General features: G+C 67.0%; 19 protein-coding genes. 10 read left to right on the top strand and 9 right to left on the bottom strand.

The features are described from left to right. Window positions 1–52: 52 nt before the first annotated feature. From CXY91_RS24780 to CXY91_RS24765, 4 genes are all read left to right on the top strand, one after another. Window positions 53–847, top strand: coding sequence for an NAD(P)H-dependent oxidoreductase (locus CXY91_RS24780; protein WP_100964207.1), 795 nt, complete (start codon window positions 53–55; stop codon window positions 845–847). A 56-nt stretch (window positions 848–903) separates the two neighbouring features. Beyond that, window positions 904–1,119: a hypothetical protein gene (locus tag CXY91_RS24775; RefSeq protein WP_091839083.1), complete on the top strand. Its 216-nt coding sequence runs from the start codon at window positions 904–906 to the stop codon at window positions 1,117–1,119. Between the two features lie 333 nt (window positions 1,120–1,452). After that, entirely contained in the window at window positions 1,453–2,079 is a 627-nt protein-coding gene (locus CXY91_RS24770; protein WP_199777555.1) for a TetR/AcrR family transcriptional regulator, read from the top strand. A gap of 21 nt (window positions 2,080–2,100) precedes the next feature. Further along, window positions 2,101–2,751, top strand: a complete 651-nt coding sequence (locus CXY91_RS24765; protein WP_248307628.1) for a GNAT family N-acetyltransferase — start codon at window positions 2,101–2,103, stop codon at window positions 2,749–2,751. An 11-nt stretch (window positions 2,752–2,762) separates the two neighbouring features. Here the strand turns inward: CXY91_RS24765 and fliJ are convergent, their stop codons facing one another. Continuing rightward, complete coding sequence (gene fliJ, locus CXY91_RS24760; protein ID WP_091839090.1) at window positions 2,763–3,167, bottom strand: flagellar export protein FliJ; 405 nt, start codon at window positions 3,165–3,167, stop codon at window positions 2,763–2,765. 236 nt (window positions 3,168–3,403) lie between these two features. Between fliJ and CXY91_RS24755 the strand changes: the two genes are divergently transcribed. Together CXY91_RS24755 and CXY91_RS24750 are read left to right on the top strand one after the other, a co-directional pair. Further along, entirely contained in the window at window positions 3,404–4,606 is a 1,203-nt protein-coding gene (locus CXY91_RS24755) for an MFS transporter (protein ID WP_158673574.1), read from the top strand. Between the two features lie 113 nt (window positions 4,607–4,719). Continuing rightward, a complete protein-coding gene (locus CXY91_RS24750; protein WP_100964202.1) occupies window positions 4,720–5,298 on the top strand; it encodes a TlpA disulfide reductase family protein in 579 nt (192 codons plus the stop codon). A gap of 6 nt (window positions 5,299–5,304) precedes the next feature. On the opposite strand, the gene fliI is transcribed toward CXY91_RS24750, so the two are convergent. Beyond that, window positions 5,305–6,597, bottom strand: a complete 1,293-nt coding sequence (gene fliI, locus CXY91_RS24745; protein ID WP_248307627.1) for a flagellar protein export ATPase FliI — start codon at window positions 6,595–6,597, stop codon at window positions 5,305–5,307. 392 nt (window positions 6,598–6,989) lie between these two features. On the opposite strand from fliI, the gene ctrA reads away from it, so the two are divergent. Continuing rightward, window positions 6,990–7,691, top strand: a complete 702-nt coding sequence (ctrA, locus tag CXY91_RS24740; protein WP_091839107.1) for a response regulator transcription factor CtrA — start codon at window positions 6,990–6,992, stop codon at window positions 7,689–7,691. Window positions 7,692–7,986: 295 nt separating this feature from the next. On the opposite strand, the gene CXY91_RS24735 is transcribed toward ctrA, so the two are convergent. The 6 genes from CXY91_RS24735 to chpT form a co-directional block, all read right to left on the bottom strand. Next, window positions 7,987–8,883 (bottom strand): CheR family methyltransferase, encoded by an 897-nt coding sequence (locus CXY91_RS24735; protein ID WP_100964199.1) that lies wholly within the window; start codon window positions 8,881–8,883, stop codon window positions 7,987–7,989. Beyond that, window positions 8,880–9,998: a chemotaxis-specific protein-glutamate methyltransferase CheB gene (gene cheB / locus CXY91_RS24730; RefSeq protein ID WP_091839114.1), complete on the bottom strand. Its 1,119-nt coding sequence runs from the start codon at window positions 9,996–9,998 to the stop codon at window positions 8,880–8,882. The genes CXY91_RS24735 and cheB overlap by 4 nt, the downstream gene beginning before the upstream one ends. A 52-nt stretch (window positions 9,999–10,050) precedes the next feature. Next, on the bottom strand, window positions 10,051–10,416 hold the full coding sequence (locus tag CXY91_RS24725; RefSeq protein WP_057190702.1) for a response regulator: 366 nt from the start codon (window positions 10,414–10,416) through the stop codon (window positions 10,051–10,053). A gap of 21 nt (window positions 10,417–10,437) precedes the next feature. Continuing rightward, window positions 10,438–10,941: a chemotaxis protein CheW gene (locus tag CXY91_RS24720; RefSeq protein WP_100964197.1), complete on the bottom strand. Its 504-nt coding sequence runs from the start codon at window positions 10,939–10,941 to the stop codon at window positions 10,438–10,440. Beyond that, a complete protein-coding gene (locus tag CXY91_RS24715; RefSeq protein WP_100964195.1) occupies window positions 10,938–13,556 on the bottom strand; it encodes a hybrid sensor histidine kinase/response regulator in 2,619 nt (872 codons plus the stop codon). Before CXY91_RS24715 ends, CXY91_RS24720 begins: the two co-directional genes overlap by 4 nt. A gap of 123 nt (window positions 13,557–13,679) precedes the next feature. Beyond that, window positions 13,680–14,318 carry a histidine phosphotransferase ChpT gene (chpT, locus tag CXY91_RS24710; protein WP_091839123.1) on the bottom strand — a complete coding sequence of 213 codons (639 nt, stop codon included), beginning with the start codon at window positions 14,316–14,318 and terminating at the stop codon, window positions 13,680–13,682. A gap of 280 nt (window positions 14,319–14,598) precedes the next feature. Between chpT and CXY91_RS24705 the strand changes: the two genes are divergently transcribed. Beyond that, window positions 14,599–15,444, top strand: coding sequence for a 3'(2'),5'-bisphosphate nucleotidase CysQ family protein (locus CXY91_RS24705; protein ID WP_100964194.1), 846 nt, complete (start codon window positions 14,599–14,601; stop codon window positions 15,442–15,444). A 120-nt stretch (window positions 15,445–15,564) separates the two neighbouring features. On the opposite strand, the gene CXY91_RS24700 is transcribed toward CXY91_RS24705, so the two are convergent. Beyond that, window positions 15,565–16,083, bottom strand: coding sequence for a YHS domain-containing (seleno)protein (locus CXY91_RS24700; RefSeq protein ID WP_100964192.1), 519 nt, complete (start codon window positions 16,081–16,083; stop codon window positions 15,565–15,567). A 185-nt stretch (window positions 16,084–16,268) separates the two neighbouring features. Between CXY91_RS24700 and CXY91_RS24695 the strand changes: the two genes are divergently transcribed. Then, window positions 16,269–16,841, top strand: coding sequence for a DUF1134 domain-containing protein (locus CXY91_RS24695; protein ID WP_091839135.1), 573 nt, complete (start codon window positions 16,269–16,271; stop codon window positions 16,839–16,841). Between the two features lie 86 nt (window positions 16,842–16,927). Beyond that, on the top strand, window positions 16,928–18,175 hold the full coding sequence (locus CXY91_RS24690) for a coiled-coil domain-containing protein (RefSeq protein WP_100964190.1): 1,248 nt from the start codon (window positions 16,928–16,930) through the stop codon (window positions 18,173–18,175). Window positions 18,176–18,245 lie beyond the last annotated feature (70 nt).

Raw genomic sequence — 18,245 nt, 5'->3', positions numbered from 1 at the left:
AAACGGAGGAGCGCCTAGCTGGAAAGCCTCATCCTCTTGGAAAGGCTCCGCCATGAAGGTCCTGCTTGTTTTCGCCCATCCCGAACGCCGCTCGCTCAATGGCGCGCTGCGCGACGTCGCCGTTGCCGAACTGGAGGCCCAGGGCCATGAGGTCCGGGTCAGCGATCTCTATGCCGAGGGCTGGAAGTCGGAAGTCGACCGCGCCGATTTTCCGAGCTGGCCGGAGGGCGAGCGCTTCGCCGCCGGCGCCGCCTCGAAGCAGGCTTTCGCCGAGGGGACGCTGACCGCCGACGTCAAGGCCGAGATCGAGAAGCTGCTCTGGGCCGACACGCTCATCCTGCAGTTCCCGCTGTGGTGGTACACGATGCCGGCGATCCTCAAGGGCTGGGTCGACCGGGTCTTCGCTTACGGCTTCGCCTATGGCGTCGGCGAGCACAGCGACAAGCGCTGGGGCGATCGCTTCGGCGAGGGCACGCTGGCTGGCAAGCGCGCCATGCTGCTGGTCACCGTCGGCGGCTGGGAGGAGCATTACTCGCCGCGCGGCATCAACGGGCCGATCGAGGACCTGCTGTTCCCGATCAATCACGGCATCCTCTACTATCCCGGCTATGAGGTGCTGCCGCCGCACGTCGTCTACCGGGTGGACCGGTTCAAGGACGCGGATTTCGAGCGTGAGGCCGAGCAACTGCGCGAGCGCATGCGGACATTGGCGACGACGGCGCCGATCCGCTACCGCCGCCAGAATTTCGGCGACTACCTGATCCCGGCAATGACCTTGCGGCCCGAGCTGGGCGAGCCGGAGGCGCGCGGCTTTGCACTGCATGTCGATGCCACGCCGACGGTCTGATCGCGCGGTGGAACTCATCAGGCGTGAGACGGTTCTCCTCCCGAGAGGATCGCCTCATGCCGAACAAGCGCGAGAATCGCCTGACCGATGCCCCTGCCGCCTTCGTGACCGCGCCGCGCCCCGGCCAGTCCGGCGCGCCTGAGCAGCGGCGGGCGGGCCCCAATCCCCGCTCCGCCCATCCGACAGGGCCGCATGCCCCTTACGAGCCGGACGACCCCGATGGCCTGGCGGCTGGCAAGCACCAGCGAGACGAGGTCGCCGGCAAGGGCTGACGCGTCGAGCCCATGGCTAGGTAGCCATACAAGCCGGCATTGTCCCGCACTGCCAATTGTCATGCCCAGGTCGTTCCACTGATCACTATCGCGCAGCGATGGGTTCGGCATCGAAAAGCCGATCGGAAATCCTCGCGGAAAGGCAAATCAAACTATCGTTCGGTTTAAAATTTACGCGATGACTCTGGAATTTCAGCTTGAACGGAAAGGTTGTCACCTTGATCCTCGGCGCAAGGGAAAGTAGTGACGGCAATCATGCGCTTCCGAATGGACGCATGTTCGACCCGAAAAGGCGGCGGGTCGTCGCCAATGCTGGGGACGGGCGGATCCAGGATGAAAGCGCGCGATGCGGGAAGGCCGGCGGCGGCCGGTTCAGCGACGACGAAGCAAAGGACGATACGGGACGAGATCCTCGACGCGGCGGCTGAAATCATCGTGCGCGAGGGCTATGACGCCTGCACGATGCGGGCGGTGGCGGCGCTGGTCGATATGAAGGCCGGCAGTCTCTACTACCATTTCAGGTCGAAGGACGAGATCGTCGAAGAGATCCTCAACCAGGGCATCGAGACGCTCTATGCTCGCCTGGCCGAGACGATGCGCGGCCTGCCGAAAGAGGCTTCGTTCGCAGACCGGCTGGCCGCTGCGGTGGGTGTGCATGTTTCGAGCCTGGTCGGCAAGGACCCGACCTACATGCACGTCTACGAGCACCTGCCGCCGATCATCAAGCGGCGCAGCCGCAAGATGCGTGAGAAATACGCCCAGCTCTGGCACGATCTCTTTGCCGGCGCCGTCGCCAGCGGAGAAGCCGCGAATGGGCAGGATCTGCGCCTGCTGGTGCCATATTTCCTCGGCGGGCTGAACCGCGTGCCGGAATGGATGCGCGCCAGCGGCGCCAGCAGCGACCAGGTCGCGGCGCTGGCCATCACGACCCTGCTCGACGGAATTGGCGCCAAGCGGTAGCAGAAGAGCGCCGCCGTGCCGATGCGGCTGCCGATGCAGGAAGCCGCGCCCGAGCCCATGTCCGAGACCTTCGCCATCAGCCTGAACGGCACCACCGACCTGCCCGCCGGCAAGATCGCCGCGATCGTGACCTCGCTCGAGATGTTGTCGGCGCCGGAACGGCGAACCGATCCGCCGGGCGTCGAGGGTTTCTCGCTCGAGGCGATCGGGCGCGATGACGTGGCGCGCTATCTGGCCGTCTATCGCCTGCTCGGCGAACGCTGGATGTGGTTCAGCCGGCTGGTGAAGCCGGTGGCCGAGTTGCAAGCGATACTGGCCGATCCGCTGGTCGAGTTCTTCGCGGTCCGCTTCGGCGGGCGCGATGTCGGTCTGCTAGAGCTCGATTTCCGGGTGGAAGGCGAGGGCGAGCTTGCCTTCTTCGGCCTCGACGAGAGCGTCGTCGGCAAGGGAGCCGGGCGCTGGCTGATGAACCGGGCGCTGGAGCGCGCCTGGGCAAGGCCTATCGGCCGCTTCTGGGTGCATACCTGCACGCTCGATCATCAGGGCGCAGTCGAATTCTACCAGCGTTCAGGCTTCTCGGCGTTCAGGCGCGGGGTCGAGGTCGTCGACGATCCGCGCCTCGGCGGGGCGATGCCACGCAGCGCCGTCCCGCATTGCCCGGTGATCGAATAGAGAGCGGGCCCTCAGGCCCGCGTGCGCAGGCCGATCGAGTCCATCATCGCCTGGTCGCGGGCGGCCTCGGCGGCACGCTCGGAGGCGCGCTCGCGGTCATCGAGGATCTCGACCTTCTTCATGTCCTCGAAAGCTTCCTGCAGCTCGCCCTTGGCCTCGTCGAGCTGGCCCTGCAGGTTGTCGGCGGATTGGCGCAGGTTGTCGCGACGGCCGAGCGCCGCCTTGGCATAGGTCGGATAGGCGAAATGGGCCGGATCGGAAATGCCGGCCCGCGTCTCTTCATTCTGGATCTCTCGGTCGAGATCTCCAGCCATACGGTTGAATTCCGCGATCATCATCTCAATCTGGCTTACCCGGCGGCGCTTCTCGTCCACCTGGAAGCGTTTGAGACGCAAAAGGGTCTCTCGCGACTTCATGTCGTGCCGAACTCCTGATTACGCATGGCAGTGCGCCGACCCCTCGGCTCGCCGCCGGAACACTCCGCGAGACGAAAAGTACAATGGGGCAAGGAGGTTGATCGTTCCTTACCAGGATCGTTCGCTTTCGATGCATGCGAAGGGTGCGTGCCGTGCTCTGCCAGGGGAGCGCGGCGCGCGCTAATCTGCGGCGAATCAAAACAAGGGGCGCGCATGCCGGCGCGCCGGAAACGTCCTTGCCCGCCTCGCGCCGCCTCCCCGAATACAGCCTGCTGCTAGCCGGCCTCGCCCTGACGCGGATCATCGGCTGGGGCTCGATCTATTATTCGCCCTCGGTTCTGGCGGCCTATCTCGAACGCGATATCGGACTCGGCCCGACAATCGTCTTTGGTGGCATCACCATCCTCCTAGTGATCGGGGCGGTGATCTCGCCGATGCTCGGGCGCCATCTCGACCGGCGCGGGACACGCCTGGCGATGGCGCTGGGAGCGGTGATCTCCGCCGTGGGCCTGGCGCTGCTGGCGCTGGCGCAGGGGCCGATCAGCTATCTTGCGACCTGGCTGGTGATCGGCGTCGGCCATGCAATGCAACTCGCCAACACCGGCAACGTCACGGTGGCGCAATTGATGGGCGAGCGCACCCGCCGGGTGATCGGGCTGATGATGCTGGTGACAGGGCTCGCCTCCAGCGTGTTCTGGCCGCTGGCCGCCTGGCTCAGCGCCGATTATGGCTGGCGGGCCTGCCTTCTCGTGTTCGCGGCGATCCAGCTCGTGATCGTGCTGCCGATCCATCTGGCGATCCCGGCCTACCGTGCCAAGCCGTTGGCCGACCCCGGCCCGTCGGCGGTGCCGGCCGAGGAGCAGGGCAGGGTCCCGCCCGCTCAGAGGCAGCCGATCTTCTGGCTGCTGGCATTGAGCTTTTCGGCGAGCGGTTTGGTCTCCTGGGGGCTGCCGTTGCACATCATCGGGTTGATGCAGGGCGCTGGCATCGCGGGGGCGAGCGCCGTTGCCATTGCCTCGCTGAGCGGTCCTGCGACCCTGGTGGCGCGATCCGTCGATGCGATTGCGGGCGAACGTCTCCCGGTCGAGCGGGTGGCTCTGGTGGGATTGGCGCTCGGACCGGCAGCCTGCCTATTGATGGCGGTGGCGCCCGGCTCCAGCGCATTCGCGATCACCTTCGTCGTGCTGTTCAACGCCGCGATGGGCGTGATCGCGGTCGCGCGTGCGACCCTGCCGCTGGCGTTGTTCGGCCGCAACGGCTTCGGCGCGATGCTCGGCCGCCTGACCGTGCCGCAGAACCTGACCTTCGCTGCGGCGCCGTTGCTCTTCGCGTTCTTGGTCGAGCGGCTGGGCGCGGCCGGCACGCTGATGGTGTCGGCGACGATCCAGAGCTTCGCCTTGCTTGCCATGATCGTGCTGGTGCGGCGACTGCGCGCCTAAGCCCGTCTTGGAAACGACAAGGTCGGCTGTGTCACTGGCGCGATCGTGCATAGGGGCGCGGCCTGGGCCGATCTATCACACCGCCGTCCCGACGAAAGCGAACACAAAACTAGATGCTTTCCCATTCAATGACCCGCCGCTTCGCCCTGCAGGCCTCGCTCGGACTGCTTGCGGCGCCGGTCCTGGCGCAGGCGCGGCTGCCGCAGTTCCGCACCGCCCGCTACCAGTTCATCGAGCTCGACCCGGTCGAGATCATCACGCCGCTCTCCTTGCAGGGGCTCGACGGCAAGCCCGCAACCGCCAGGCCGGTGCCGGGCAAGGTCAACCTGATCTATCTCTGGGCGACGTGGTGCCCGGTCTGCCGAATCACCTTGCCGCGCTTTGAACGGCAACTCGCCGATTTCCGGGCCCGAGGCGTCGAGATCGTCTCGATCAGCACCGACGAGCGGGATTTGGCCCATGTCGCGGAGTACCTCAAGCGCCTCGGCGTCAGGCGTCTGCCCGTCTTCTACGATCGCGGCGGCAAGGTCGTCGCGGCACCGGGGACGGGGCAGCTGCTGTCGAACGCCGAAGGATTGCCGGTGATCTATGTCACGGATCGGCGCGGCGGCGTGCGCGGCTACATGCTCGGCGACGCGGACTGGGCTTCTCCCGCGGCACTGGCGCTGCTCGACCATGTCGGGACGCTGTAGAGCCGCTCACATCCCCATGATTCGGGCGAGCCGGGCATAGCCGTCGCCCAGCGGGGTTGCTTCGTCCTTGGCCTGTTTCAGGAAGGCTTCGAGCTCGGGATTGAGCCGAATTGCCTCGTCGACCTCGGCGGAAGCGCCCTGGCGATAGGCACCGAGCCGAATCAGTTCTTCCATGTCGGCATAGGTCGCGAGCGTGGCGCGGGCCTTCTGCACGACCGGATAATAGAGCGGGTCGCAGGAGCGCGGCATGGTGCGCGACACCGATTTCAGGATGTTGACCGCCGGATAGCGGCCGCGCTCGGCGATGGAACGCTCCATGACGATATGGCCGTCGAGGATGCCGCGCACCGCGTCGGCGACCGGCTCGTCATGGTCGCCGCCGTCGACCAGTACGGTGAAGAGGCCGGTGATCGCGCCGTTGCCGGTGCCGGGGCCGGCGCGTTCGAGCAGGCGCGGCAGTTCGGCGAAGACGGTCGGAGTATAGCCTTTGGTCGTAGGCGGTTCGCCGGCGGCGAGGCCGATCTCGCGCATCGCCATGGCGAAGCGGGTGACCGAATCCATCAGGCACATCACCTGCAGGCCCTGGTCGCGGAAGAATTCGGCGAGGGTCAGCGTGGTCAGCGCTGCCTGCTTGCGCATCAGCGCCGGCTCGTCCGAGGTCGCGACGACGACGATCGAACGGGCAAGCCCGTCCGGCCCGAGATCGTCCTGCAGGAACTCCTGGACCTCGCGGCCGCGCTCGCCGACCAGGCCGATGATGTTGACGTCGGCACGCGCATAACGCGCCAGCATCGACAAAAGCACCGATTTTCCGACACCGGAGCCGGCGAAAATGCCCATGCGCTGGCCGAGGCAGCAGGTCAGGAAGGTGTTGAGGGCGCGCACGCCGAGGTCAAGCGGCGGGCCGACGCGGCGGCGAGAATGGGCCGGAGGCGGATCGTTGCGGAAGGGAATGGTGTGCTCGCCCTGCGGCAGCGGTGGGCCGCCATCGACCGGCCGACCCAGCGCATCGACGACGCGGCCGAGCCAGGCCGTGGTGGGGCGCAGGCCGGCGACGGCGCGGTCGACATAGGCAGGGCAGCCGCGGCGGACGCCGTCGAGGCCGCCAAAAGGCATGACCAGTGCCTTCTCTCCGGAAAAGCCGATGACCTCGCAGGGGACGCGGACACCGGGCGCGATCTCGATGCCGACCCGGCCGCCCAGACTCATCGCCGCGATCGGGCCGGAGACCTCGACGAGCAGGCCGCGCACGGCGGTGACGCGGCCATAGACGGACGTCGCATCGAGCTCGCCGATCATGGTGGCGAGTGTGGATAACCGGTCCTGGCCTGGTCGTGCGCCGTTCATGATTCGCTGCCGTAAACCTTTCGTTTACCCGAGTGATTAACACTACGTTTCGAAGCCGCGTCGGAGAGCCGGGCGATTAACGCCTGTTTTCCTCGACGCGAGCTTACGCGAAAGGTGCTTTCGCGGCCGAAGCTCGAACGATCCGTGTCAAATTCGACTCACCTCGACAAGGATCGTCAACCTTCTGCCAAGAAGCGCTTGCGCCCGGGAATCAGGGTTTGTTAACCATTTCCCCGTAGCGTGTCGCGTGGCGTTTCATCGGGCAAGCGTTCGTCTCCAGGGCCACGAGGGTTCTGGGGGAATGAACGGAATCGCTGGCCTCGGGGCGAAATTGGGGACGTGACATGCGGGTTCTGCTGATCGAAGACGATAGCGCGACCGCTCAAAGCATCGAGCTGATGCTGAAGTCCGAGAGCTTCAACGTCTACACGACCGATCTGGGCGAAGAGGGTGTCGATCTCGGCAAGCTCTACGATTACGACATCATCCTGCTCGACCTGAACCTGCCGGACATGTCGGGCTACGAGGTGCTGCGCAGCCTGCGCGTCGCCAAGGTCAAGACGCCGATCCTGATCCTCTCCGGCCTCGCCGGCATCGAGGACAAGGTGAAGGGCCTCGGCTTCGGCGCCGACGACTACCTGACCAAGCCGTTCCACAAGGACGAGCTCGTCGCGCGTATCCATGCCATCGTGCGCCGCTCGAAGGGCCATGCCCAGTCGGTGATCACGACCGGCGACCTCGTCGTCAACCTCGACACCAAGACCGTCGAGGTCGATGCCCAGCGCGTGCATCTGACCGGCAAGGAATACCAGATGCTGGAGCTGCTCTCGCTGCGCAAGGGCACGACGCTGACCAAGGAAATGTTCCTGAACCATCTGTATGGCGGCATGGACGAGCCCGAGCTGAAGATCATCGACGTCTTCATCTGCAAGCTGCGCAAGAAGCTCGCCAACGCCTCCGACGGCAAGAACTATATCGAGACGGTCTGGGGCCGCGGCTATGTGCTGCGCGAGCCCAGCGAGGTGGAAGAGCGCATTCCGGCCTGATGCCAGTCATCACGGCGTCATGTTCGACGTCCAAGAGTTAGATCGCCTGATCGTCGGATGTACACGACAGGTGAACGGGGACCCCGCCGCGAGGCGGGGTTTTTGTTTGCGCCGGCCAGTCGCGTTGTTCCGAGGCTTTGCGCTGCAGCGAGCCCGGAAGCCGGACGATGCCGGTTGTCATGGTGCCGTCGCGGCAGAGGCGCTTTCTCCGGCCCGTCTCGGCTCTGTAATCCGAGCTCAGCCATGAAACGCCGAGGTGGGCTTGACCCATAAGCGAGCCGGAAAGCCGAGAGGCTCAGGGCCGCGCGATTTTCCGCGAGGAGAAGGCGCTGCTTGTCTCGGCAGGAGTTGGGAAGGGTGGTCGCCGCGCCTGCGGGCTCGATGCGGCGTCGCGATAGATGCCCCGGTGCTGCGGGTCAGGCACCAAGGTCGTGGTGATGCCGATGACGGTCTCGGCCGCGCCGAGGATGAAAGCACCGTTTCGGGCCAGCCGCTCGGCAAGCGCCGCCATGACCCGCGCCTTGGTCGGGACGTCGAAGTAGATCAACACGTTGCGGCAGAAGATGATATCGAACTGGCCGAGCTGATGGTTCGGCTCGAGCAGGTTATGCTGCCTGAGCTTGACCATGTCGCGAATGCGCTCAGACAGGCGCCATTTGTCGCCCTCCTGCCGGAAATGCTTGAGCAGGAGCTGGATCGGCAGGCCGCGCTGCACCTCGAACTGGCTGTAAAGCCCCTGGCGCGCCCGGTCGAGCACCTCGACGGAGATGTCGGTGCCGAGGATCTCGATCGTCCAGCCGGCGAAGCGGTCGGCGACCTCGTCGAGCAGCATGGCGAGCGAATAGGCTTCCTGGCCGGTCGAGACCGCCGCGCACCAGATGCGCAGCGTCCGGCTCTCGGCATTGGCCGCGAGCTTCTCCGGAAGGACGACGTCGCGGAACAGGTCGAAAGGCATGCGGTCGCGGAAGAACAGGGTCTCGTTGGTCGTCATCGCCTCGATGACGGCGGCCTCGAGGTCGGAGGCGGGGCTGGTACGCAGCTGCACGACCAGCGCGGTAATGCCGGCGATGCCACGACGGCGGCAGAGCATGCCGAGGCGGCTCTCGACCAGATAGCGCTTCTCGATGCTGAGAAAGAGGCCGGAGCGCCGCTGCAGCAGGACGCGCAGGAAGTCGAAGTCGAGCTCGGTCATGCCGGACGACCCCCGCCGACGAGCGTGCGGATGGCGGGGCCGATACCGCCGAGGGGCAGCACGGCGCTGGCCTGGCCGGCGCGCACCACCGAGCCCGGCATGCCCCAGACCGTGCTCGATAGCTCGTCCTGGGCAATGACGGCGCCGCCGGCGTGGCGCAGGGCGGTCGCCCCGTCGGTTCCGTCACTGCCCATGCCGGTCATGATCAGGCCGAGCGCGGCCGGGCCGAGATGGCGGGCTGCCTCGGCGAAGAGGACATCGACCGCCGGGCGGCAGAAATGCACCGGTGGTCCGTCGCTGATGCTGGCGACGATGTGGCCGAGCTTGCGCTCGATGCCGAGATGGCGTCCGCCCGGCGCGACATAGATCGTGCCGCGGGCGAGGCGCTCGCCATCATGCGGCTCGCGCGTCGGCACGCCGAGCTGAAGCGCGATCTGGTCGGCGAAGGAGGCCGTGAAGAGCGGCGGCATGTGCTGGACGATCAGCGTGGTCAGGTTGGCGAGGGCCTCGCCGAGGTCGCCAAGCACGCGCGCGACCGCTCGCGGCCCGCCGGTCGAGGCACCGATCACGAGATAGCGCGGCATCACCGAGACCAGTGAGCGCAGATCGGCGACCCCGTTTGGCATCGCGACGGCCGCGCCTGCGTCGGGTGCCGCCTCCCCGTTGCGGAGACGGGACTGGGCGATGCTGCCGAGCTTGCCGAGCAACTCGCTGCGGAAGTCCAGGGAGAGCGTCAGGCCGCTGCGGCTGTCTGGCTTGGGCAGGACGTCGATGGCGCCCATGTTCATGCATTGCAGCGCCAGCTGCGCGTTGCGCTCGGTGAGCGTGGTCGTCAGCAACACGGCTGTCCGTGGACTTTCCTTGACGATCCGCGGCAGTGCCTCGACGCCGTCGAGCACCGGCATGTCGAGGTCGAGCACCATGATGTCGGGATGGTGGCGCCCGGCATGCTCGATGGCGGCCTCGCCATCACCCGCGACACCGACGACATGGAAGCGGCCGCTCTCGCCGAGCCAGCGGGCGAACAGGCCCCGCACCACGACGGAATCGTCGGCGATCACCACGGTGCTCGGGCGCGCTGCTGGCCGTTCGGCGAAATGCGGCGTGGCGATCATGGGGGCACGCGATGGGAAAGCGGGGCTGTCGGATGCCGCTCGGGCTCCAGAGCTAGAGCAGGCCGACCTGGTGGAACTTCGACGCGACGATCTCCTTGTCGAACGGCTTCATGATGTACTCGTCGGCGCCGGCATGCATGGCGCGGGCGATGTGGGCGATGTCGTTCTCGGTGGTGCAGAACACCACTTTGGGCCGCTTGCCGCCGGGCATCTGGCGGAGGTTCCGCAGGAAGTCGTAGCCGTCCATGATCGGCATGTTCCAGTCGAGCAGGATTGCGTCCGGCATCTCGCCCTTGCAGGCGTCGATGGCGCGCGCGCCGTCTTCCGCCTCGGCGATGCGGAACTGCAGCCCTTCGAGGATACGGCGGGCAACTTTGCGGATGACCGCGGAGTCATCGACGACGAGGCAATATTTCATGACATGGCTCCAAGCGGATCGTCAGGCGGCGATCGGCAATTCGATGTTGAGGACGGCGTCGACGTCGATGACGACCAGGAGACGATCGTCGAGGCGGTGGACGCCCTTGGCGATGGCTGCCCAGGCGCTGTCGAGATGGATCGGCACCGGCTCGAAGGTCGCGCGGCTGAGGCGCATCACCTCGCCGACGGCGTCGACGATCAGGGCGAAAGCCTCGCCGCCCTGGTCGAGGCCGACCGCGGTGAGCTCGTGTTCCTCGGTGCCGCTGGGCATGGCGCCGGAGTCGGCATGGCGCATGCGCCGACGCATGCAGATCGCGGTTACGACGCGTCCACGCAGATTGATCAGGCCGACGATCTCGTACGGGGCCAGCGGAACCGGGGTGATGCGCGTGGCGATGAACACGTCCTGCACGCGCCCGATCGGCAGGCCGAGCAATTGCCCGCCCACCGTGACGGTGACGTAGTCGAGCGAATCCTCGAAGGCGGCAAGACCGGACGGGCTGTCCTCGCGCGGCTCGGTCATGCGGCTCGCCTCAGTCTGGGACGGGTTTCAGCCAGCTCGGCGATCAGCGCGCGCCGGTCGAACTTGGCGACGACCTCGTCGAACTGCGCGTGGATCGCGGCGACATGCAGTTCGGGGGTCGGCAGGCTGGTCAGCCCGATGATGCGCAGTCCGGCATGGCGAGTTTCGGCCCGTAGCCGCGCGGCGAGAGCAAAAGCTGCCTCGGCGTCGCGATCGATGTCGACGACGACGGCGTCGAGGGTGGCACTGCCGGAAGCAAGGCCAGCGGCCATGGCGGGATCGGAGGCGTGGACGACCTGCAGGCCCGCCGCCTTCAGCACGGGGGCGAGCATCTCGCGCAGGAATTCGGAGGGCTCGACCAGCAGGACGCGTGGCGAGCCGGACTCACCGCGGCGCAGATGCAGCCAATTGGGGTTCGCTTTCGGCAAATAGTGCGCGAGATCGAGGATCTCGGTGGCGCGGCCCCGGATGATCGCCGAGCCGAGCAGCCCCTGTTCGGGCATGGCCAGCATCTCGATGTCGAGCACCTCGTCGACGATGTCGACGATGGCGTCGACCGCCAGCGCCATGCTGAAATCGCCCTCGGAGAAGATCACCATCGGCTGCAGGCCGGCCTGGCGCAGGGCGCAGCCCTCGACCGGGACGACCGGCATGAGACGTCCGCGGTAATTGAGCAAGGCGCGTCCGCCGCCGGTCTCGAACAGTCCGGCCTCGACCTCCTCGAGGCGTGTGACGAGGGAGAGGGGCACGGCCTTCACCGTGTCCTTCCCGGCCCGGAAGACCAGCATCGTCGTGCGCTCGACGGGAGAGCCCAGCTCGAGGGGGTCGTCCGAGGTCGTCTCGTCCTGCGCCGCCGCCACGCCGACGAGGCGGGCGACGCCGTTGGGATCGACGATCAGCACCACGGCGCCGTCGCCCAGGATGGTGTTGCCCGAGAACAGCGGGATATGGCGCAGCCGCGTCGACATCGGCTTCACCACGATCTCCTCGGTGTGGAACACCGATTCGACCAGGATGCCGAACTGGCGCTCGCCGATCTGGGTCACCACGATGAAGCCGTCATCGGCGATGGCCGCGTCCGTCGTCCGGTTCATCACTCCGGCCAGCGCGATGATTGGCAGCAACCGTTCGCGCAGGCGCAGCACGGGCGCGTTGTTGATACGCTCGATGCGGTGCTCGCCATTGGCCTTGACGCGCACCAGCTCGCGCACGACCATCTGGGGAATGGCGAAGCGCTGCCCCTCGGTCGCGACGATCAGGGCCGAGACGATCGCCAGCGTCAGCGGGATCTTGATGGTGATCGTGGTGCCGGCGCCGGCGATGCTGGCGATGTCGATCATGCCGCCGATCGCGTCGACATTGACCTTGACCACATCCATGCCGACGCCGCGCCCGGAGATGGCGGTGACGGATTCGGAGGTCGAGAAGCCCGGGTGCAAGACGAAGCGCAGGAGCTGCGACTCGCTCATCCGCTCGACTTCGGTCTCGGTCGCCAGGCCGCGCTGGATCGCCTTGCTGCGAATGCGGGCGACATCCATGCCGCGGCCGTCATCCGAGATCGCGATCGTGACCGAGCCACCCTCGTGATAGGCAGAAACGCGGATCGTGCCGGTTTTCGGTTTGCCCAGCGCGGCGCGTTCCTGCGGCTCCTCGATCGCATGGTCGGCGCAGTTGCGCACCATATGGATGAGGGGATCCTTGATCAGGTCGAGCAGTTGGCGGTCGAGCTCGGTTTCGGCGCCCTCCAGCACGAGCTCGATCTGCTTGCCGAGATCGGTGGAGAGGTCGCGGACAATACGCGGCAGCTTCGACCAGGCGTTGCCGATCGGCTGCATGCGCGTCTTCATCACGCCGTCCTGCAGTTCGGCGGTGATGAGCGAGAGCCGCTGCAGCGGCGCCTTGAGGCCGGCATCCTCCTGGCGGCGGGCGATCTCGAGCAGTTGGTTGCGGGTCAGCACCAGTTCCGAGACCATGGTCATCAGATGTTCGAGCGTGTCGACATTGACGCGCAGCGTCGCCGGTCCGGTCGCCTTTGGGTCGCGGATGGTCTCGCCATGGGCCATGCCGGGCTGGTCGAGCGGGCTCGGCGCAGCTCGGAAAACCAGGTCCATCTCGTCCTGGATCGAGCCGGGGGCGGGCGCAATGGCCGCTTCCGTCGATCTCGTTTCGGCCGTGCGAGCGAGATAGGCGGCGACGGGGTCGAGCGAGCCCTGCGGCTGCCGCCTGGCCAGTTCCTGCTTGGCCCGCTCCGCCAGGCCGCGCAACTCGTCGATCAGCTGGCCGTCATGGCCCGGTGGCTCCTGGCCCTTCTCGGCGAGCTCGGCCATGATCTCCTTGATCCGGTCGATCGTCTCGAGGATTGCGGTGACGGCGCTGGAGGACACGCTCGCACCGTCCCGGAACTGGCCGATGACGGATTCGGCCGCATGGGTCAGCGCCTCCAGCCGCGGCAGGCCGATGAAGCCGCAAGTGCCTTTGACCGTGTGGACGAGCCGGAAGATGTTGCGCAGGATGTCGCCGTTGTTCGGCTCCTGCTCGAAGCGGACGAGCTCCCGATCGACCATGTCGAGGTGCTCGCCGGTCTCTCCCAGAAACTCTTGCAGCAACTCGTCCATGCAAGGACCGCTCACTCACGCCACCGATGCTGCCGCGGATATTGCGGCGCAAGGGTTTATGATCAGTTGAGAGCGAGCGGAAACCGCAAGGAATCCTGGCGGCGGGTGGCGTTCCTCGAGGTGTCAGGCGGGCTCGGCGACGATGCTGACCGTGTCGCCCTCGATCGAGAAGGCGATCTTCATTCCCGCCGCGCGCGCTACCATGCCGGTGTAGACCGGCTGGACCGCATGGGCATCGATGGCGCCGCTCTCCGAACGGCCGGCGATCAGCTCCTCGACATGGGCGGGAATGCGCGCATGGGAGCCGGTGGCGGTGATGGCGAAGCTGCCCTGCTCGCCGTCGACGGTGCAGCGGCTGGTGATCTTGCCGCCGCGCGGGATCGCCTGCGTCGCCAGCACGAGCAGGTTGAGCACGAGCTTGACCTGGTTCTTCGGCAGCAGGGCGCGGGGCGCCTCCCAGTCGAGCGAGAGCTTCTCGTCGTTGAGGAAGCCGTTTGCGACGGCGCCGGCGTCGCCAAGGTCGATCATCGCGCCGGCCGAGCCGGCGGCACCGAAGGCGAGGCGGGCGAATTGCAGCCGGGCCGAGGCGTTGCGCGCGCTCTTCTTGATCAGGTCGAGCGCGAAGTCCTTCATCGAGGGATCGTCTTCCTCGAGCACTTCGAGTGCGTTGACGATCGCCCCGACCGGGCTGATCACGTCATGGCAGACGCGGCTGCAGAGAAGCGCGGCCAGATCGAGCGGCTCAAGCGAGATGGCGGTCATGATCCGGTCCTGCGGTCAAGAGAATCAGGGCGGCGCGCCCCATGTCGGTGGTGGAGCATGCGCCAGGCTGGTTTGCAGCTGGTTAACCATAGCTGCGGAGGCGCATCGGCGCGATTATGCGGACGTGTCGCGCCGGCATGCCCCGGCAAGATGGCTGCCAGAAGGCGAGCCGGCTTTTTCTTTACCGCACCATGCACTACCTAATGGAGTGATGTCGCCGGAGGCGCTGCCCGGCATGGAACCAAGATAGCACACGGCGCCGGCGAGACTGGTTCGAACGATGGCCATCGCTCACGACGATCCACGCCTGACCGATCGGGACGGGCTCGCGCGCGCCCTCGGCGAGGCGGCGCGGCGCACGGCCGCCGTCCTGCTGGCGAAGCGGGCGGCGCGCGACGTCAAGCTCAAGGCGGACGGCTCGCCAGTCTGTTCCGCCGACCTTGCCGCCGATCTGGCCGCCAAGCAGGCGCTGGCCGAGCTGCTGCCGGGCTTTCCGGTTATCAGCGAGGAGAGCGTCGGCGATGTGGCGCCGGCTTCCGTCTTCATCCTGCTCGACCCGCTCGACGGCACGCGTGAATTCCTCGCTTCCGGCGACAGCTATTGCGTCGCTATCGCCGTGGTCCGGGATGGGCGTCCGCTCGCCGGGGCGATCGCCGCGCCCGCCATCGGCCGGCTCTGGTTCGGCGGCGAGCGCAGTTTCACCCAGGATCTCGATGCCGAGGCGAACCCGCTCGACGCGGCGCGGCAGGTCCATGTTCGGACCGAGCCGGCCGAGGGACCGTTGATGCTGGTGAGCCGCTTCCATGGCGACCCGGTCAGCGCCGGCGTCGCGGCCGCGGTCGCGAAAGGCGATGGCGCGCCGGTATCGTCGGCTGTGAAGTTCGGGCTGATCGCCTCGGGCGAGGCCGACCTGCATGTGCGCGGCGGCCCGACCATGGAATGGGACATCGCCGCCGGCGATGCGATCCTCGCGGCAGCTGGTGGTATCGTGTTGACCCTCGAGGGCGAAAGGCCCGGCTACGGCCATGCCGAGCGGGATTTCCGCAATCCGCCCTTCGTCGCGGCGAGCTGCGAGCGTCTGGCCCGGCTCGCCATCGAGAAGGCGGCGACCTGTCGCTGCGCTTGACCCTACTCCGAGCAGGATGCGAAAAGTCGGAATCGGTTTTTCGCAGAAATCCTGCTCTAATCTTCTGGAATCGATCACGTTTTATGATTTTGGATCGGTTCGATCCGGAATCATCGTGATCTAGCGCGCGATCGAGGTCGCGACGGTCGGCCAGCGTTCCTGAGCCTTGGCTCGCAGGGCCGCCTCGTCGAGGAAGCGCCGGCGATTCTCGTCGCTCCGGAAGAAATAGAGCTGCGAACCGATGACGGCGAAGCGATGCGGATCGGCATCGACCGCGCGCCCATCCGCCACGCCGCTGGCATCGAAGCCACCAAAGCGCGGCATGTAGACCTGCGGCGCCTCGCGGAAGGCGTCGCGGTTGGCGGCACTGGCGAAGCGCCAGACCGCACCATCGTGGACCAGCTCATAGTCGGACAGGCCGGGCACTGCGGCATCGTTCAGGAAATAGGCGACGGGATCGAAGCCAGAGAGCGCAAGACCGTTGCGGTTGTCGCGCTGCATGACCTCGCCGAGACCGGGCAGCTCCGGCAAGCCCGCCGGGAGGGTCGAAGCCCGGTTCGCCGTGGCGGCGAAGAGAAACGCACAGCCGGTGATGATGCCGGCGATCAGGGTCCCGGCATGCCTTGCTGCGGCCTTCATCGCCCACCAATCCTTGGCTCTAGTCGCGTTACGGCACGTCCTGCGCCGCAGTTCACCGCTTGGATACACATACGGCGTATCCAGGAGGTTACCGTGATCGCGCGGATTCGCGTGGGTCCGCCGTCGACGCCACCCCGGCAGGAGGCCGAATGCCCAATGCCCGGCGCTTGCCTGGAGACGATGAGATGAACTTTACCCGCCGCACCCTGCTCGCCAGCGCCCTGCTGCTCGGCGCGGGCCTTGCCGCCGGTCCCGCTGCCGCCCAGCCGGCCGAGCGCTCTTTCACCCAGAACGAGCTGGTCAGCTCCGGCCACCAGTTCTTCGGCAATGTCTCGCGCGGCTTTGCTCTGACGGTCGAGGAGGCCGTGCGTCGCTGGGGCGAGCCGAACGGCTATGTCCTCGGCCAGGAGGCATCGGGCGCCTTCGTGGGCGGGCTGCGCTTCGGCGAGGGCACGCTGTTCACCCGCAATGCCGGCGACCGCAAGGTGTTCTGGCAGGGACCGTCGGTGGGCTTCGATTTCGGCGGCGACGGCGCCCGCACGATGATGCTGGTCTACAACCTGCCGAGCGTCAGCGCGCTCTACCAGCGCTTCGGCGGCGTCGACGGTTCGGTCTATTTCGTCGGCGGGTTCGGCTTCACCGCCCTGACCGCCGGAGGCGTCATGGTCGTGCCGATCCGCACCGGCGTCGGCTGGCGGCTCGGCGTCAACCTCGGCTATCTCAAGTTCACGCCCGAGGCGACCTGGAACCCGTTCTGACCTGACAATCGCCGGCTGCTGGCCTTATCTATCAAGGCATGGCAGCCTGAGCCCGGGCTGATCACAGACATCGGAGCCGCCCCACCTTGATCGAAGCCGCCATGCTCGTCGCGCTCGGCTTCCTGTCGGCAAGCCTGCTCGCCCTTGCGGCGCTACCGGCGTTGAGCCGCAGGGCCGATCGGCTCGCACGGCGCCGGGCCGAAGCCGCATTCCCGCTGTCGCTCGCCGAGATCGCCGCCGACCGCGACCATCTGCGCGCCGAACTTGCGGTTCGCGAGCGGGCGCTGGAACAGAAGGCCGAGAGCGGCTTTGCTGCCAAGGCCGGTGCGATGAGCGAGATCGGCCGGCGCGACATGACGATCGGCCGGCTGGAAACCGACCTCATGGAACGCAAGCAGCGGATCGAGGCGCTCGAAGTCGAGCTTGCGCAGAGGACGCAGGAGCTGGCGCAGACGCGCGAGGCATTGGCCAGCGAAAGCGCTGGTCACCAGACCACGCAGGCGACCTTGTCGAGCCGTGTCAACGATCTTGCTGCCGTGGAGGCCCAGCTGGCCGAGACCCGGCAGGCGCTCAGCGGTACCTCGGCCGACCTCGCCGCCCGCAGCCATGAGCTTGCCGAGCTGAGGGCGCTGCACGAGAAGGCCGGAACAACGCTCGCCGAGCGCAACCAGGCGCTGTCGGTGCTCACCAGCGAACATGACCGCCAGCGTGTCGCCCTGGTCGAGGCCAATACGCTCAGGCTCACGCTGGAGGCCGGGCGCGATGATCTTTCGACTCGCCTCACCACGGCCGAGACGGCGCTGGCCGATGCGCGCATGGATCTCTCCACCATGAGATTGGATCGTGACAGCGAGAGATTGCGGGCCGACGCTCTTTCGACGCGTGCAGACGAAGCCGAAGCTGCGCTGCGCACGGCCGATGCGAACGCCATCGCGCTCGGCGCCGAGATCGCAAGACTGGAGGCGGCGATGACCCAGGCATCCGCCGAGCATGCCGAGGCGCTGGCCAGGATCACGGCGCTGGAGGGCAGGATCGAGGCTGCCGCTGCAGCCGAGGCCCATCTGAAGGAGCAGATGGCGGGCGAGGCCGCTGCTCATCGCGCGGCTCTGCGCGAGCGCGACGAGATGTTTGAGGCGCTGCATGCGGAGATCGGCACTGTCCAGGGTGCTCGCGATCAGGCTCGAGCGGACCGGGCGGGCTTGAAGCGCGAGCTCGCGGCGTTGCGCAAGCAGAATGGCGGCAAGGCCGCCGGCGAGGCGGCCTTGCGCCAGGAGATCGTCCGGCTGGCCGATGCGTTGCTGGTCGCATCGGAAAGCCGCGAGGCGGCGGAATAGGCGCTTTCCGGCCAAAGCCTTTTGACCACGGCCAGCAATGTTCTAGTGAGAAGATCGTTCGCGTCCGCGG

Origin of the sequence: Allobosea sp. FBZP-16 (assembly GCF_002831785.1) — a bacterium.
GTDB classification, from domain to species: Bacteria; Pseudomonadota; Alphaproteobacteria; order Rhizobiales; family Beijerinckiaceae; genus Allobosea; species Allobosea lupini.
Note: the sequence above shows the minus strand (reverse complement) of the source record. Positions and strands in the feature narration are given on the sequence as shown.